This is a genomic window from Pilosibacter sp. NGB245, from assembly GCF_057397225.1.
The window spans coordinates 1533315-1550714 of sequence record NZ_CM171584.1 but is presented as its reverse complement, the minus strand read 5'-3'; the positions used below and the strand labels follow the sequence as shown (position 1 = coordinate 1550714).

The 17400-nt window shown below is 51.6% G+C and carries 13 protein-coding genes and 1 other annotated feature; of the genes, 2 read left to right on the top strand and 11 right to left on the bottom strand.

The window, feature by feature from the left end; genetic code table 11:
• Positions 1 to 8: 8 nt before the first annotated feature.
• The 4 genes from ACXMYH_RS07030 to ACXMYH_RS07015 all read right to left on the bottom strand — a co-directional run bounded on the left by ACXMYH_RS07030 (position 9) and on the right by ACXMYH_RS07015 (position 6350).
• Positions 9 to 218 (bottom strand): DUF6472 family protein, encoded by a 210-nt coding sequence (locus ACXMYH_RS07030; RefSeq protein ID WP_021906052.1) that lies wholly within the window; start codon positions 216 to 218, stop codon positions 9 to 11.
• Positions 219 to 309: 91 nt separating this feature from the next.
• Positions 310 to 545 (bottom strand) — a binding site (T-box leader).
• A 186-nt stretch (positions 546 to 731) separates the two neighbouring features.
• The gene (locus ACXMYH_RS07025; protein WP_118320898.1) at positions 732 to 1541 is read right to left on the bottom strand and encodes a hypothetical protein; all 810 of its coding nucleotides are present in this window, start codon (positions 1539 to 1541) and stop codon (positions 732 to 734) included.
• Complete coding sequence (locus ACXMYH_RS07020; RefSeq protein WP_118296843.1) at positions 1538 to 2764, bottom strand: DUF5716 family protein; 1227 nt, start codon at positions 2762 to 2764, stop codon at positions 1538 to 1540. Before ACXMYH_RS07020 ends, ACXMYH_RS07025 begins: the two co-directional genes overlap by 4 nt.
• 13 nt (positions 2765 to 2777) lie before the next feature.
• Positions 2778 to 6350 (bottom strand): DUF5717 family protein, encoded by a 3573-nt coding sequence (locus ACXMYH_RS07015; protein ID WP_118531744.1) that lies wholly within the window; start codon positions 6348 to 6350, stop codon positions 2778 to 2780.
• Positions 6351 to 6586: 236 nt separating this feature from the next.
• On the opposite strand from ACXMYH_RS07015, the gene ACXMYH_RS07010 reads away from it, so the two are divergent.
• Complete coding sequence (locus ACXMYH_RS07010) at positions 6587 to 7108, top strand: DUF4364 family protein (RefSeq protein WP_118296847.1); 522 nt, start codon at positions 6587 to 6589, stop codon at positions 7106 to 7108.
• A 65-nt stretch (positions 7109 to 7173) separates the two neighbouring features.
• Here ACXMYH_RS07010 and yihA read toward each other — a convergent pair whose 3' ends face one another.
• The 7 genes from yihA to ACXMYH_RS06975 form a co-directional block, all read right to left on the bottom strand.
• Entirely contained in the window at positions 7174 to 7866 is a 693-nt protein-coding gene (yihA, locus tag ACXMYH_RS07005; protein WP_118296849.1) for a ribosome biogenesis GTP-binding protein YihA/YsxC, read from the bottom strand.
• 40 nt (positions 7867 to 7906) lie between these two features.
• Positions 7907 to 10219 carry an endopeptidase La gene (gene lon, locus ACXMYH_RS07000; RefSeq protein ID WP_118531747.1) on the bottom strand — a complete coding sequence of 771 codons (2313 nt, stop codon included), beginning with the start codon at positions 10217 to 10219 and terminating at the stop codon, positions 7907 to 7909.
• 261 nt (positions 10220 to 10480) lie between these two features.
• Complete coding sequence (gene clpX / locus ACXMYH_RS06995; protein WP_118296853.1) at positions 10481 to 11782, bottom strand: ATP-dependent Clp protease ATP-binding subunit ClpX; 1302 nt, start codon at positions 11780 to 11782, stop codon at positions 10481 to 10483.
• Positions 11783 to 11815: 33 nt separating this feature from the next.
• The gene (gene clpP / locus ACXMYH_RS06990; RefSeq protein WP_118296855.1) at positions 11816 to 12397 is read right to left on the bottom strand and encodes an ATP-dependent Clp endopeptidase proteolytic subunit ClpP; all 582 of its coding nucleotides are present in this window, start codon (positions 12395 to 12397) and stop codon (positions 11816 to 11818) included.
• A 241-nt stretch (positions 12398 to 12638) separates the two neighbouring features.
• Positions 12639 to 13928 (bottom strand): trigger factor, encoded by a 1290-nt coding sequence (gene tig, locus ACXMYH_RS06985; protein ID WP_118531752.1) that lies wholly within the window; start codon positions 13926 to 13928, stop codon positions 12639 to 12641.
• Between the two features lie 562 nt (positions 13929 to 14490).
• Positions 14491 to 15039 (bottom strand): DJ-1 family glyoxalase III, encoded by a 549-nt coding sequence (locus tag ACXMYH_RS06980; RefSeq protein ID WP_215702824.1) that lies wholly within the window; start codon positions 15037 to 15039, stop codon positions 14491 to 14493.
• Positions 15040 to 15271: 232 nt separating this feature from the next.
• Positions 15272 to 16540 (bottom strand): DUF975 family protein, encoded by a 1269-nt coding sequence (locus ACXMYH_RS06975; protein ID WP_486555771.1) that lies wholly within the window; start codon positions 16538 to 16540, stop codon positions 15272 to 15274.
• 337 nt (positions 16541 to 16877) lie between these two features.
• Here ACXMYH_RS06975 and ACXMYH_RS06970 point away from each other — a divergent pair, with 337 nt between their 5' ends.
• Complete coding sequence (locus ACXMYH_RS06970) at positions 16878 to 17330, top strand: CYTH domain-containing protein (protein WP_118531756.1); 453 nt, start codon at positions 16878 to 16880, stop codon at positions 17328 to 17330.
• Positions 17331 to 17400 lie beyond the last annotated feature (70 nt).

The window sequence follows — 17400 nt, the reverse complement described above, 5'->3', positions numbered from 1 at the left end:
ATTCTTTTCTACATCTGTTTTCTTACGATGGCATATTCATCATCAAGCTGGTAGAACCCGCAGGAAAAATCACTTCCCCGAAGGAACGCAGACATCTCGTCCTCGTCCAGATCTGCCTCGCAGACGTAGTAGCCATACTCTTCATCATATGTGTAAAAGGCGCAGGTCTCGCAGTTTGTGATTTGTACTTTTTTCTGTTTGGAATCTTTCTTTGTCATCGTTTTGTACTCCTGTTGCCGGTGCCTTTTGTTTTTCCGGAAATCCTGCCGGACTTTCCCGCTAAAACAAAAACGCCCTCTGCACATTCATGCAAAGGGCGAATCACCGCGTTACCACCTTTATTCACCATCCCCAGGACCTTCCGATCCTTCAGACAGTATCTCATTTGTTCTTAACGAGGTTTCTCCCCGGGAACAGCTACTTTCCGTTCACTGCTCCGGCTCCGAAGCTACCTTCCATTTCCGCATTCCCAAACCGTCTTCCAGCCAATGGACAGTTCTCTCTGGAGGCGCAAAAAATGTACTCCTCTTCTTCCCAGCTTTTCACTTGTTTCCCAGACCGGCTCTTTCTTTCATCCGGTTCGCTTCACAGCCGCAAATATTTTCCGACTGCTCTTTCCTAATATAGTAGAATCCTGATAAAATGTCAAGGAAAAAGTCAGCAAAATCCACCACTGTCCCTGTATCACACAGGATTTTCCGGTCCAAAAACTTCTGCCCGTGAAAATGATCTTACAGCATTCTCCTGTATTCCATCTTCCAGCGGTTCAGCACATCCCCCGCCGCCGCGATCCGGCCGGCCGGGTCTTTCTCGAACACAGCGGCAAGTTTTAAGGTCTCCGGCGCTTTTTCCGCCTCTTCCCTTGCCTCCTTCACTTCCTGATCCCAGACTTCCTTGTCATCCTCCCCGATCATCTCCTGGAACTTATCTTTTAATTTAAGCTCCGGATTCAGCGCCGTGAGGAAGTACATGCGCTTCACATACTCCGCCTCCGCCTTTGCATTCCAGGCGTTCTCGTAGGCATGCATCGCCTTCTGGTAGCAGAAAAGCTTCGCATAGCAGGCTGCAATGTTGTTCCAGACTTTCCCGCGGAAATCCCCGGAGAGATGGCGTCCTGCCCCGTCTAAGATCTGCTCGTAGATCGTGACTGCTTTTCCGAAGAGATCAAGACCGTAAAAATAATCCGCACGGCGTTTCTTGTATTCTTCCTCCGTGAGTTTCTTTAATCCGTTTACCGTCTGACGGTAAGCAGCCTGCTCCTTCGGGGAATAATAGTTGCACTCCTGAAGGATCAGATACAGGATCTCCTCCGTCGCACCGCGGCTCTCCATCCATTTTTCGATCTTCTCCGCGAGGAACGGCATGCGCAGCTCACTCCGGAGGAACTCCGTGAGGCGGCTGTCGATAAAGTCCTCCAGAACCAGCAGCGGGTTATTGTAGATCACATAGCAGAGCTCCTGGGAAGAATAGATATGGATCCCAAGATCTTCGATATAAAGAGGAATCTTCACAGGCTCCTGTCTGCAGAGAATCAGACTCATAACGTCACCTCCTGGCGGACCACCGCGTCCGTCTTCGGGAACAGCTCCCCGAATCCCTGGTCTGTGAGCTTGACCACCATCGTCTTCTCATCGAGGAAGCCGACAGCCACCCGGATCTTCGTCGTCTTATTCGGACGCTCCGGGAATCCGTCAAGGGTAACCTTCACCTGGCGTTTCTTTTTCGGCTCCTGCTGCGGCGTGATCGTGAACGTGATCTCACGTTCCCCGTCCGGGATCACTTCGACCACACTTCTCGCCTCATACCAGCTCTCACCGGCAGATGCCAGGACGAGCTCCGACTTCGCGTCCCGCTTCATGACCTCCATGGAGACCGTGGACCATAATTTGCCCTCACAGAGGCAGACAAATGACGGGGAATCGCTCTCGTTTAAGTATTCCTCTGCCTTCATGGCAGCGCCCTTCGCAAAGAGAGCCGTCTCCACAAAGACTCTTCTCCTGTTGCAGATCTGTTTCATGAATTCCGGCGCCCAGTCTGTTCTCGCAAAGCCTTTTCCCGTCAGGAAGATCGAGGAAAAGATCTTTTTCTGCAGAAAACGCTCCCCGCAGGCGCAGAGGATCTTATCCGCCATCTTTGCCCCGGAGCCTGTATCCAGGACGCTCAGGCTAAAGCCCTCTTCCAGCTCCTCGTGCTCCGCCATGGCCGTCATCTGGCGGGGTCCTCTCGTGACCTTCAGTTCATAGTAGCGCAGATCTTCGTCCGACAGGGAGAACATCCCCACCTGGCCTCCCCAGACGTCTCTCCTCTGGTTTAACACATAGTGGACAAAACATTCCGTGTGGCTTGCGATATGGATGCATCCCTTCGGAACGCCTAGGGCCTCCACGCTGGCCGTAAGACCTTCTAAAAGCTTCATCTCCATGTTTTTCAGGCTGATGACCAGCTCGTCGATCTTCTGCCCGCCGTACTCTGCCCGGACCATGGCGAGGATGCTGCCCAGGAATCTCTGCAGCAGCTCCATTCCGCCGTATTTCACGCCTCCGATAGTGGACGTTCCTTCTTTTGCCGCCAGGCTAAGGAGCTTGTCAACGATGACTCCCTCGCCCACCAGCGTATATTTGTACGCATCTTCCCCCACATACCACTCTTCCGCAGCCTTCTTTCTGCAGATGACGGTCGGGAGCATCCACGCATCCTCACGCCCCAGGACAGCTGCCTGGGTGTAGTTATCGCAGAGGTCGATGCCAATGATCAGTTTCTCCATTCCTTTGTCCTCGTTACGCCAGACGGAACAGTTTTTTCGCGATCTGACTGTCCGTCACATATTCTGTCATGCTTTCTTTCAATTTCCGGTCATCCTTCATTCCGAGATAGAGATTCATGGAATTCAGAGCCGTAAAGCGGTTGCCTTTGTCCCCGGTCGCCGGTTCGCTGCAGGTCACTTCGCCCTCCGCCTTCTTCACCATCGTTCCGTCCTCATTCTCCCAGATCTCGTATTCCATGATCTCGCCGTCAAATAAGAGCTTCTGACGCACATAGATCCCCTTATAGACCATGTTCATCTCTTCCTCATGGAACTCTTCCTCATCCGGCAGGATCCGGATCTTTAAGATCGGTCTTCCGTCCGGCCGTCCATGGTACTCAATGATCTCCTTGTCCATGACTTCGCCCGGCATTTCCACATATCTCGCCAGATCCTTATACCACGCAAATACCATGCCGCGTGCGGAGAGAATATCCATCATCCGGGAGAGAAGCTCTTTCTGCTCCTCGGAGATGGATGCCTGGCCAGAGTAGAATTTTGCCAGTGCCAGAAGATAGATTTCCGGGACTTTCCGAAGCTCCATCCCATGGATTGCGCCTTCCAGGTACGCAAACACTTTATCCCCCGGGACGACATCCCGCAGAAAATATTCCGTACACTTCACCGTAAAGTACGCCTTCACAATCACATCGCTGGTCTCTTTTCTCGACGCATAGAGATCAAATACCGTGTCCATATGTTTCTCACAGCCGGAGAACAGGTACTGGGCAAGCAGGCGCTCCTCCAGATCGTATGTCTCCACATGGGTCTTCACAGCCTCCGCAAGGATCCGGTACATGGATTCGCCGCTGCCGTTATAATGTTCACAGAGATAATCAAGGATCACGCTGTCTCCGTGACCGTCCGCGAATACGCGGCCCGCGAGGTGGAGAAGCAGCTCATCCTCCTCGAACATCCGGTCCAGGATCAGCTGGGATACAAGGGCCGCAAGCCGTTTCACGCGGATCTGCTCCTCGCCGAACTCTTTGATCATCTCGTAGGCCTGGACCATGTAACTCTGGACGATCAGCGTCTCGCAGACATCCACACGCTCCGGTCTGGAGAGTGTCTTTTTATCAAGTTTTAAGAGATACGCACCGCCCTCCGCGTCCATCACCTCATCATCGCCTGAGAGAGCCGCGCGGTAATAGGAAATGATCCTCGTCAGCATCTTCTGCTGATAGGCAGGTTTCACCGGGAGGTTGTCCAGAGCCGTCTCGAGCTCAGTCACATCCTCTTTATCGAGATCTTTTTTCTTCATGATCTCCAGGCACGCCTTCATCTTTAACATCGGGTGCTCTGGATACATCTCAAAGCATTTTTCTTCCAGTTCTTTCTCGTCGAGAACCGGTTCTTTCGTATATTCCACGTCCAGATACCTGTTTCCGAAGGTATCCTGGAACATGATCACACTGTCCTCAAAAAACAGCGGCACATAGGCCGTCTGGTCCTGCAGTGGGTAAGCGTCCTCGCCGGTCAGGATCTCGTTGGAGACGATCACATATTTCATCGCCGAATCTTTGACCCGGATCCGGTTCGCCTTTAAGATCCCCGGTAAGACCCGCGCCACCTGTTCATCGATGATGTCCCGGTAGATGATATGTTTGTAGATCACCGCGAGTCTCTTATTGATCCGGGACTCGAACAGCTGCTCCATGGCAAACTTTTCCATCTCGCGCTCGTATTTTTTATAGAGCGGATCATCCTGAGGAATATAGGCAGCCACGTTCGCGTAGAGAGCCGCCCGGCTCTTCTGGTCCAGGTGGGCGCTCTCGTAGGAGAAGTATAAAAGGACCTGGCGCGGCATCATCTGCTCGTAGGAATCCGGAAGCGCATAGAGGAAATATTCATAGATCCTCGTGAGACTGATCTCCTGGCTGATCCCCTTTTCATACCACGAAAAGCTCTCTTTTCCGCGGACATTTCCCTTGATCAGGAGACAGCATACCGCAGTCAGCATCTCCTTCGTCGGATACTTTTCATAAAGCTTTGCGAGCAGTCTGTAATACAGGCGGTGGAAGAATTTCGCCCCCGGCGCCAGCGCACAGATCCGCTCCGCCAGTTCCTCCCCCACAAGTCCGTTCATCGCCCCGTAGTAGAGAGCGTGGATCTCAAAGACATCCATCGTCTTTAAAAGCTCCGGGTTCTTCCCGAAAAGCCGGATCGTCTCGATATAGAGGAACGGGCTGCGGCAGCCGTTCTTATACTGCATCTTAAAGCTCTCCGCGAGCGCTTCCTCCTCCTCATACATCTCCGGCATCATTTTCAGCTGTAAAAGCTGCAGATAAAATCTTCCGTTGGCATCCTCCAGTTTCTTCCGGAACAGGCGGATCACCGCGTCCTTTTTCTCCTCATCCGGCTCCAACCGGTACTGAAGGTACTGATAGTAGCAGTAAAGTGTTCCGAGACGGTCTCTCAGAGCCGCGACCGTCTCCCAGGAATCATCCAGGCATAACGCTGCCTGATCCGGTCTTCCCGCATCCAGATACGTCTCCGCCTGGAGTAAGGACAGGATCACGGAACCGCCGTTTGCGCCGCGGATCGCATCCAGCTCATTCTGGATCTTTCCGAGAACGAGTTTTTTGTCGTAAAGTCCGCTCTCATAAGCTTCGCGGAGTTTCATATACCGGCAGACACCGGCCTTGCTGATCTCGCCCTCGGCGCGCTTTTTCTCCGGTTCCTCTCCCATCGCCTCGATCCGGATCACCGTATCTCCGTGGACCGTGAGAAGACGGATCGCACCCAGGTTCTTTCCGCGGTGCATCCGCTCCGGATGGATCCGGAAGCGGAGATCCAGACGGTCATCCTCAAAATCCGCCTGAGTGATGACTTTTTTCGGGATCTCGATGAAATCACCGTCAGCACGGACTTCCATATAGATATATCCCCAAGTGTTCTTCCGGAGGACTACTTTATCGCTCACGATATCCTTCGGTCTGTCGTAGACCTTTTTCGCCGTCGAAAGAGTCAGTTCGATCGGCTCCTTCACGCCTGCTGCCAGGAAGAACTCTTCCAATGCATTCTGGCGGTTTCCATGTCCCTTCAATCCCTCATAGATCGTGCGGATCTTCAGGTCCTTAAAGAACGGCGCTTCCGTAAAATCCCGGTACTCCATAAGTCGCAGCGCCAGATCCATATCTCTTTTTGCCAGCTCCACAAAGTCTTCCATCGTCTTCAGGGTTGACAGGACACGGACGGACTCGATCATCTCGACACGAAAAAGAAAAGGAACCTCCAGTTCTCCGCTGTTCGTGACAAGCGTGAAGTTTCCCCTGATCAGGTCTCCGTTCTCGCACCAGGAGGTGTCGACCTCGTAGACAATATGGTTTCTTAAGCCTCCGAAGGCACTCTTTAAGATCCTTACACGGCTGTGGCTTGAGTAGGCAAGACCTTTGATATACAAATTATTCTCGCTTGCCAGGTATAGTTCTCTTTTATAAACTGTATCGCTCCCCAGAGTCTCCTCGACCTTCGCAGGTTCAAGGAACAGCTTCGGCGTCTCCGCGTCCACGATTCCTCTGGAAAGGCGCATGATCCGTTCTCTCATATATTCATTCACCTTAAATTCATTATCCGATACCCGATCGCTCTGCGCCCCGCGCTTTTGCGATCTGCTGAAATATTCGTGGTATCATCATAGCACATTTTCCGTTCAAATTCACTACAATTTTCGACCTTTTTCATGGGAAGCCGGAAAAAGGACTTGAATCCGTTCAGTGAAACCTGTAAAATAGATGTATTCGCAAAGATTTTTACAGACTCTAAAATAAAGGAGCAACCCCTATGTTATCTGATCCGATCACGCTCTACAAACTGATGATCTTATATATGCTGGACCATGTCAACTTTCCGCTGACAAACTCCCAGCTCACGGATTTTTTCCTGGATCATGAATATACAACGTATTTTACGCTCCAGCAGGCATTAAATGAGCTGAAAGAGGCGGGGCTGATCCGGATGGAATCCACCCACAATTCCTCCCGCTACGAGATCACAAAAGAGGGTGACGACACGCTCTCCTTCTTCGGAAACAATATCTCCCCCGCGATCATCGAGGATATCGACAGCTACTTAAAAGAGAACAAATTCCGCCTCCGCAACGAGGTTGGCGTCATCTCCGACTTCTATAAATCAACAAACCAGGACTACATCGTTCACTGCGAAGTCCGGGAGGGAAAATCCATCCTCATCGGCTTCGATCTCTCCGTCCCCGACAAAGACCAGGCTGAGACGATGGCCAGCCACTGGAAGGAGCGGAGCCAGGAGATCTACTCCTATGTGATGAAAACGCTGATGAAGGGATGATATTCAAAAGCGGCATTTCCACAGATCATGTTCTGTGGCAATGCCGCTTTTTTGTTTACATTCTCTTATTCCTGTTCCTTCTTTGCGTTTTCCGCTTCCTTCGCAGCCTTTTTCGCAGCCCATTCCGCGGCTTTCTCCGCCTGGATCTCCTCCTCGGCGGTCAGAAGATCTTCTCCGGCAGCCATCTTGTCGATGAGCGTCCAGATATCCTCTCTTCCCTGCTTGGTCTCAGCGGAGAACGGGATCAGGATATCCTGTTTCTCCATTCCGAGACCGGTCCGGATGAGTTTTACCTGTTTCTGGATCTGGCTCCGCTTGATCTTGTCAAGCTTCGTCGCAATGATGACCGGGCGGAAGCCGTTGTAAACGATCCAGTCGTACATAGTCTTATCGTTGGCAGACGGCTCATGACGGATGTCCACGAGAAGGAAGACGCATTTTAACATCTGGGACTTATGGAGATAATTCTCGATCATCTTGCCCCATTTTACCTTCTCAGACTGCGGAACTTTCGCGTAACCGTAGCCGGGGAGATCCACGTAATAGAGATCTCCGTTGATGTTATAAAAGTTGATCGTCTGGGTCTTTCCCGGCTGGGAGGACGTTCTCGCCAACGCTTTCCGGTTCATGAGTGCGTTGATCAGGGAAGATTTTCCCACGTTTGATTTTCCCGCGAACGCGAACTCCGGCAGCGTATTCTCCGGCAGTGTGCTCGTCACACCGCAGACGGTCTCAAGTTCCACATTTCTGATAACCATTCCTATTCTCCTTCTATCTGGCTGGTGCAGCTTTCCTGTATCACGCGAACGCTTCGCGCACCACGTCGTCCATGGTCTTCACGAACACGATCTCCATGCCCTTCGTGATCTCCTTCGAGATCTCCGCCATATCCGGCCGGTTCTTGTCCGGCACGAGCACCTTCTTCATATGTGCCATTCTCGCCGCAAGTGTCTTTTCCTTTAAGCCTCCGATCGGCAGTACACACCCCCGCAGAGTGATCTCGCCGGTCATTGCAACGCTGGCGAGGACCTTTTTGCCGGTCACTGCGGAGAGCATCGCAGTCGCCATCGTGATGCCCGCGGACGGGCCATCCTTCGGCACCGCACCTTCCGGAATATGAAGATGCAGATCATGTTCCTTAAAATATTTGCTTTCCACACCGTACCGGTCAGCCACAGATCTTACATACGTCAGTGCGATCTGCGCGGATTCCTTCATAACATCGCCCATCTGGCCTGTCATCTGGAGTTTTCCGTCGCCCGGCATCACATTCACTTCGATCTGGAGAGTATCCCCGCCAACGCTGGTCCATGCGAGACCTCTCACGATCCCGACTTCATCCTCCTCGTTGGCATTCTCGAAGGTGATCTTTTCTTTTCCGAGATACTTCTGAAGATTTCCCTCTGTGATATGCACGGATTTCCGTTTTTTCTCAAGGAATTCTCTTGCCGCCTTCCGGCAGATCTCGCCGATCCGGCGCTCTAAGTTCCTGACTCCGGCTTCCCTCGTGTAGTTGTGGATGATCTTTTCCAGCGCTTTATCGCTGAAGGAGAGCATTTCCCCTGTGAGTCCGTTTCTCTCTAACTGCTTCGGAACGAGATATTTCTTCGCGATATGGAACTTCTCATTCTCCGTGTAACTGGACACTTCAATCACTTCCATACGGTCAAGGAGCGGTCTCGGGATCGTGGACACATCGTTGGCCGTCGCGATAAAGAGGACTCCGGAAAGGTCTAACGGGATTTCCAGATAGTGGTCGCGGAATTTCCCATTCTGCTCTCCGTCAAGGACCTCAAGGAGCGCAGACGAGACATCTCCCCTGTAGTCCGCGGAGACCTTATCGATCTCGTCCAGGAGCATCAGCGGGTTCGCCACGCCTGCCTGGCGCATCGCATCGGCGATCCGGCCCGGCATCGCGCCGACATACGTCTTTCTGTGGCCGCGGATCTCCGCCTCATCGTGAATGCCGCCGAGGCTGATCCTTACATACTTCTTTCCGAGCGCGCGGGCCACGGATCTCGCAATGGAGGTCTTACCTGTTCCCGGCGGTCCCACAAGGCAGAGGATCGGGCTTGTGCCTTTCTTTGTGAGGGCGCGGACCGCAAGGAATTCCAGAACGCGGTCTTTTACCTGCTCCAGACCATAGTGATCTTCCTCCAGCACTTCCTTCGCATGGATGATGTCCTGATTGTCCCTGGACGTCTTCTTCCACGGCATCTCGAGGACCGTCTCGATATAGGTGCGCAGGACATTTGCCTCCTGGCTTCCGCCCGGCATGCCTTTGAAACGCTGGATCTCTTTTTTGATCTTCTCCTTTGTCTCCTTATCCGCATTCAGCTTTTCAAGCTGTTCCAGATACCCGTCAGCGTCCTCCGCCCCGGCATCATCTCCCAGCTCCTCACGGATGACCTTCAGCTCTTCCCTCAGGATGTAGTCGCGCTGGTTCTTATCGATATGTTCCTTTACTTTTCCCTGATAATCACGCTTGATCATCAGGATCTCGATCTCACGCATCAGATAATACACGATCCGGTCGTAGAGGTGGCTTACATAGTCACATTCCAGAAGCTCCTGCTTTACAGCAAAATCCCACGGGAATTCGTTCGCTGTCTGGGTCAGGAGCGGCTCCAGGTCTGTGATCACGAGGAGACTTCCGATAAAGTCCTTCACCGCCTTCGGGTTCGCGTTTCCAAACTCCTCAAGTTTTTCCTTGACGATCCGGCTCATCGCTTCCTTCACGGTATCCGAGAGCTGCTCCTCCTGCATCGGAGCGTCCTCGATCTCCGCCTCCAGATACTGTCCGTCTTCGAACAGTGTGAGAAGAGCCGCTCTCTCTAATCCTTCCACCATCACGCGCAGGATCCCGTTCGGCATTTTCACGATCTGTTTGATCTGGGATACCGTTCCCATCTGATACAGATCTGCGGCCGTCGGCACCTCCTGCTGTGGATTCCGCTGCGTCACAAGGTAGACCTTCTGGTCTCCCATCATGGCTGTCTCCACCGCGCGGACAGATTTTTCCCGGCTGATATCAAAATGCTGCACCATTCCCGGGAGGATCGTAAGTCCCCGGAGTGCCACAGCCGGCATCGTAATTTTCTTATCTTCCATTCATTTCTCCTGAGCGGAAATCCATTTCCGACATTCCGATCGTCGTGATTTCCGCCTTTTTCTATGAGACAGTTTCAGACAGGTCAGCGCATCCCATCGGATAATGCGGCTGTCCTATCGATCGTATTTGTAAAAAACGTCTCCGGCAGTTTCCGGATACATTGCGTCAAAAAGGCTGCCGTGACATTTCTGTGCGCAGCAGCCCCTCTTATCTGCGGGATACGGGTCCTGCAGGTTCATTTTGTAAGGAGAGCCGTTCTCTTACGCGATCTCCCCGTTTCCATCTTTTCTGGATCTTCCGGACAACGCCTTTTTCGGCACCGTCACATCGCGGTATACGACTTCCGGCTTTTCCTTTCCGTCCACCGCATCCTTCGTAACGGTACAGATACCCACGTTGGAATCGGACGGAACCTCGTACATCGTATCCATCATGACAGATTCCATGATCGCACGGAGTCCTCTTGCTCCCGTCTTTCTCTCCACCGCCATATGGGCGATCTCGTGGACAGCCTCCGGAGTGAACTCCAGCTTCACGTCATCCAGCTCAAATAACTTCTGATACTGTTTTACGAGCGCGTTCTTCGGCTCCGTGAGGATCCGCACAAGGGCATCCTCATCCAGAAGATCTAAGGATACCATCACCGGGACTCTTCCGACAAACTCCGGGATCAGACCGAATTTCGTAAGATCCTGCGGCATCGCCTGCTTTAACAGCTTGCTGATATCCGTATTTTTCTTATCCACGATCTTCGCGCCGAAACCGATGGAACTTGTCTCCAGTCTGGACTCGATAATTCTCTCAAGGCCATCGAAAGCACCGCCGCAGATGAACAGGATGTTCGTCGTATCGATCTGGATCAGCTCCTGCTGCGGATGCTTTCTGCCGCCCTGAGGCGGAACGCTTGCAACAGTACCTTCCAGGATCTTTAACAACGCCTGCTGGACGCCCTCGCCGGAAACATCACGGGTAATGGACACATTCTCGGATTTTTTTGTGATCTTATCGATCTCATCGATGTAAATAATACCGTACTCCGCACGGCTCACATCATTATCTGCTGCCTGGATCAATTTTAAGAGGATGTTCTCCACGTCCTCGCCGACATAACCGGCCTCAGTCAGCGTCGTTGCATCTGCGATCGCAAACGGAACACCTAAAAGCTTCGCAAGTGTCTGCGCAAGATAAGTCTTGCCGGATCCGGTCGGACCGAGCATCAGGATATTGCTCTTCTGAAGATCAACATCACTTTCCTTCTTCGATGTGATTCTCTTATAATGATTGTAAACAGCCACGGAAAGAACTTTCTTCGCCTCATCCTGTCCGATCACATAGTCGTCCAGAAATTCTTTGATCTCCTTCGGTTTTAAGAGGTTGATTCCGGAGAAATCCGGTCTTTCCTCCTCCTCGTTTCCGAGTTCTTCCTCAAGGATCTCACTGCAGAGTTCGATACACTCATCACAGATATAGACGCCGTTGGAGCCGGCTATCATTTTTCTTACCTGATCCTGATTCTTTCCGCAGAAGGAACATCTGATCTTTTCCTCAGGTCTTACTGGCATGTTCGCACCTCAATTCTAAATTTATAACCGGACCTAGTGTCCTGTGATCACGCGGTCGATCAGGCCGTATGCGGCTGCCTCTTCCGCTGTCATATAATTATCTCTCTCCGTATCGCGGGCGATCACGTCGAGCGGCTGCCCTGTGTTTGCAGCCAGGATCTTGTTGAGCTTTTCTTTTGTCTTTAAGATCTGCTCCGCAACGATCTTGATCTCCGTCGCCTGACCCTGTGCCCCGCCGGACGGCTGATGGATCATGACCTCAGCGTTCGGAAGCGCAAAACGTTTGCCCTTCGCACCGCTGGAGAGAAGGAATGCTCCCATGCTTGCAGCCATACCGATGCAGGTCGTGCATACGTCGCATTTAATATAGTTCATCGTATCATAGATCGCCATACCGGCCGTTACGGAACCGCCCGGGCTGTTGATATAAAGGTTGATGTCCTTATTCGGATCCTCGGATTCCAGGAACAGGAGCTGAGCCACAACAAGGCTCGCGCTCACATCGTTTACTTCCTCACCGAGGAAAATAATACGGTCTTTTAATAATCTGGAATAGATATCGTAGGAACGCTCTCCTCTGCTTGTAGATTCAAGCACATAAGGTACTAAGCTCATATTATTTCCTCCATCTTTTCTTTTATGATCGCGGCACACAGAAATATCTGTCCGGAACCTGTGCTCACCGTCAAAATTCCGGCTGTCTGCACACATTTCGGAACTATCCCTGTATAACCGACTGGGGATTGCCGCGAAAAGCTCTCCGCAGCAACCCCCTCTGAATGCGGGTCATGGTCCGTCATCAGACCACTTTCCACCATGTTTTCTGTGCAGATCCGTCTAAAGTATGTTGCCCTGATTAGTCAACGAACTTTGCCTCAGCTACAAGGAAGTCGATCGCTTTCTGTACAGCAAGGTCTTCTTTTAACTGTGCCATCTGCTCTTCACCAAACATACCCTTGATCTGTTCTTTATCCATCTTGAAGTCTGCAGCCATCTTGTCGAACTGCTCCTCAACTGCAGCATCGTCAGCCTGGATGTTCTCAGCCTTTACAACTGCCTCGAGAACAAGTCTTGTCTGAATTCTCTTGATCGCCTGCGGCTTCATCTGCTCGCCGATCTTCTCAGCTGTCATGCCTGTGATCTCAACATACTGCTTGAAGGAGATACCCTGGCTCTCAAGTCTGCGCGCATAGTCGTTAACCATACCGTTAACCTGCTCCTCAACCATCTGATCCGGGATCTCCATTGTTGCGTTCTCGATTACCTTAGCAACGACCTTATCCTCGTCTGCTGTCTTAGCTGCTTCAATCTTCTCAGCCTGTAATTTCTCTGTAAGGTCTTTCTTGTACTCTTCCATTGTATCGAAATCAGATACTTCGCTTGCGAACTCATCGTTTGCTTCCGGAAGCTCTTTTCTCTGGATCTCTTTTACTTTTACTTTGAATACAGCCGGTTTGTTCTTTAACTCTTCTACATGGTACTCAGCCGGGAATGTTACGTTTACTTCGCACTCTTCGCCGGTCTTCTTGCCGATGAGCTGCTCCTCAAAGTTGTCGATGAATGTATGGGAACCGATCGTAAGCGGATAGTCCTCAGCCTTGCCACCCTCGAATCTCTTTCCGTCTACGGAACCGTCGAAGTCGATCGTTACCTGATCGCCATCCTCAACGCCTCTGTCCTCAACTGTGATCAGGCGGGAGTTTTTCTCTCTTGCGCGCTTGATCTCTGTCTCGATATCTTCCTCTGTAACGTCAGATTTTGTCTTCTGAACCTCTACGCCCTTATACTGGCCAAGAGTAACTTCCGGCTTAACAGCAACCTTTGCTGTGTAGATGAAGGACTTTCCTTCCTCGATCTGCTCGATGGAAACAGCCGGACGGGAAACGATCTCAAGTCCGCTCTCCTTTGCAGCATCCGGATAGCTTGCGTCGATCACTTCATCAACGGCATCCTCGTAGAATACGCCAACACCATACATCTTCTTGATCATGTTGAACGGAGCTTTTCCTTTTCTGAAGCCCGGGATATTGAATTTACCCTTATTCTTATTATAGGAATGCTGTACAGCCTCCTCAAACTTTTCTGCCGGCACTTCGATTGTAAGTTTTGCCGTATTCTTCTCTAAATTCTCAACCTGTACGCTCATTTTATGAGTTCCTCCTTAAATATATCGATAGCGGGGATCGGATGGTCCCGCCCGTATGATCTCGTAACTGCCGCTTTTTGGGCGTTACACGTTTTCCGGCATTATGATGGCCGCTCAGCGAAAAATCCGCCCGCAGGCATCACTTCTCCGTCACGCGCACATAGCGCCGCATGAAATTATAACATAAGACGCATAAAAAGACCAGACCTAAATTACAAAAAATCCAGAAAATACGGGATATTCTTGCTGCAAATACCTGCATTCTCTCCCCACGCCTGCCAGTCCATACCATTCCCGGCACACCACGCTCACATAACGCGCCTGCCCCACAGCGGTGAGTATCCAGGCAGGCGCACCTTGATCCGGGGATCTGGTTCCTCTTAGCTCGCGGGTGACTGCGTTGGAACACAGATGCCGCATACTCGCTGCGCTCAGACAGTGCGGCATCTGTGTTCCGCCTTTAGCAGGCACACGCAAGCTTAGCGGAACCATCCCCGCATCCCCGCGTGCACCTGCCCGGATACTCACCGCGTACCTCAGCCAACACCCTCAGCGAGTCTATTTATCTCTCATACTGGATCGCCTTCCTGATCTTCTCCGCCTCATTCTCGCTCACCAGAATACGGATCAGCTCCAACCCAAGGTCGATCGCCCATCCCATTCCGCGTCCGGTACTGATCAGCCGGTCCGTCACCACACCGTCGCCGCGGCAGTCCGCACCCTTCATCTGATTCTCAAACCCCGGATAGCAGGTCGCACGATGGCCTTCGACAAGACCGAGCTCCCCTAAAACACTCGGAGCCGCACAGATCGCCGCAAGCCGCTTTCCTGCTGCAGCATGGGCCTTCAGCATCTCTGCCAGACCTCTGTGCGCCTTCAGGTTATTCGTTCCGACAAGTCCGCCCGGGAGGAACAGCACATCTGCGTCATCCCCGATCTCCTCGAACAGACAGTCCGCCTCAATCTTAAAACCGTGGGATCCCGTCACCATCTTTCTTCCCATGATGGAGACCAGTTTCACATCCACTTTCGCTCTTCTCAGGCAGTCACACACCGCGAGGCACTCCACCTCTTCCATTCCGTCTGCCACAAACGCATATACTCTTGCCATTTTCATTTACGCACCTTTCTGATCGCAGTGCGGGGGAAATCCCTGCCTTATAACGCAGTAGAAATCCCCCGCAAATCTCATTTTTTCGTAACTGTTCAGTACCCTCACAGTTACGAGCAAAAATCCATTCCAGATCGGCTTCGCCGATGGGATTTTTGCCTCCAGGCCTGTGCTTTATTACGGTCAGCGCAGCAAGTGCGCAGACCTACTGAATAGTTACATTTTTTCAACATCACTGTCCGTCTTTCTCATCATCCGTATACGGATAAAATTTCCCGTTCAGATAATATCCGCGTCCAGGTCCGCCCTCCGACCGTTTTACTTCTGTTCCGCGATCCTCTGCATCCGCCTGCTGCTGTGCGGAAGAATCCACGGTCTGCTCTGGTCCATGATACTGATACGGCTCCTGCGGCATATCATTCCAGCTGTCCGAGGCGCTGTTCTGTCCCTGTCCGTACGAATAACCGGTTCCGCCATTCTGTCCATAGCCGCCGTTCATATTTCCGGTTCCATACGCACCGTATCCGCCGCCCGGGTTTTCATTCCCACCGACATCTCTCACACTGTCCGGTTCCACATACTGTCCGCCGTAGCGCGCGTTATTCTGTACAAACGGTTCCCCTCCGAATCCATTCAGGCGTCCCGAATATGGTCCGCGAAGCACTGCGTAAAGCTCCGCAAAGGTTGCATCCACATACGGCTGGACGAAGAAGGTTCCGATACCGCAGAGCAGGGTTCCTAAAAGCTGCCATCCCAGGAAGGAAAGACCGAGTACAAAGGCGTTCCATTTCTGTCCATCCATCATCTCTTTCGAGAGTCTTAAAACTTCCATCGTCTTCATATCCGGGTTTTCAGCAAGAATATATGGAACCATCAGATAGCAGTACTGGAAATAAACAGAAACAAAAGCTCCTATCGTAGCGCATATCATTACTGCCCAAAATACACTGCCGATCCATTCAACACCATTAAACAAGATCGCAAGAAATCCCAACAGACTGGCCAGGATCACAACACTCTCTGTGATCAGTCCCCGAAGGAACTGGGTTCCCACGATCTTTAAATATCCATTGGAAAATCCCCAGAAGATCTTTCCGACACCCGCCGACTGCCCCGTCACACGGCTTTCCAGATAGAACCGGTTCCGTCCGACTTCAAACAATGGCTGTACAAAAATTCCGATCACGACAGAGACGATCACAATAACGACCACCGCTCCCGCGAAAAGACGGTAAAACAGGTTGCTCGCAACCATGGATCCGGCATTTCCGGCTCCCGGTCCGTAAGCGTCGCCAAGTCCAGGGACAAGCTCGATCCCGCTGGCAAGACCACTCTGGGTACTTCCACTGAGGCTGCCGTCGCCTCCTAATTCACCGATTAAAAGACCGCTCTGGTCATCCCGGCTGCTTCCCATCGCATTCTGCTCCAGGTAGCTTGTAACTCTCTGCGTGTTTGCATTCGATCCGCCGAATCCGCTGAGGATCGCAAAGATCAGGCTCACCGCAAATGCCGCCCAGTACTATCTGCTCAGACACATTTTTGCACGGTTCTTTAACTCTGCCCTTGTCCACATACGCACTCCTCCTTTTCTCATGAACAGTGTTGACCGATATGCAAAAACAGGACATTCTCCCGGATTCCGCATACTGGAACCGCTGAACTTTCATCTACATTTGTTTACTGATATTGTAACATGTTTTTTTACAAAAGACCTTACTTTTTCCTTGCGATATGATATGATTTATTACAGTTTGTTTCAATCACTGCCGGTAATTTCATAAGAACTGGCGATCAAATCTCCTGCCGCAACCGCCGGCATCCCAGAAAGGATATTTATCATGGAAATCGAACGCAAATTTCTCGTCACGACACCTCCTGAAAACTATGGGTCCTTCCCTCTTCATGAGATCGAACAGGCATACCTCTGCACCGAACCTGTGGTGAGGATCCGGAAGGAAGATGACAACTACTACCTCACCTACAAATCCAAAGGACTTCTCGCGAGGGAAGAATATAATCTTCCGCTCACAAAAGAGGCCTACGCCCACCTGCTCACAAAAGCGGACGGGAACGTCCTCACGAAAAAACGCTACCTGCTCCCTGTCCCGGGACGCGAGGATCTCACCGTGGAATTCGATGTCTTTGAAGGAAAATTCGCCGGACTCATGCTCGCGGAGATTGAGTTTTCCTCCGAGGAGGACGCAAAAGCCTTTCCTCCGCTCCCCTGGTTTGACCGGGATGTGACCTGGTCCGGAGAATACCAGAACAGCAAGCTTTCAAAAATGCCGTAACTTGTAAAAAAAGACCACCGACGGCCCAAAGAACCGCCGATGGTCTTATTTATTTTCATTCAGATTGCAC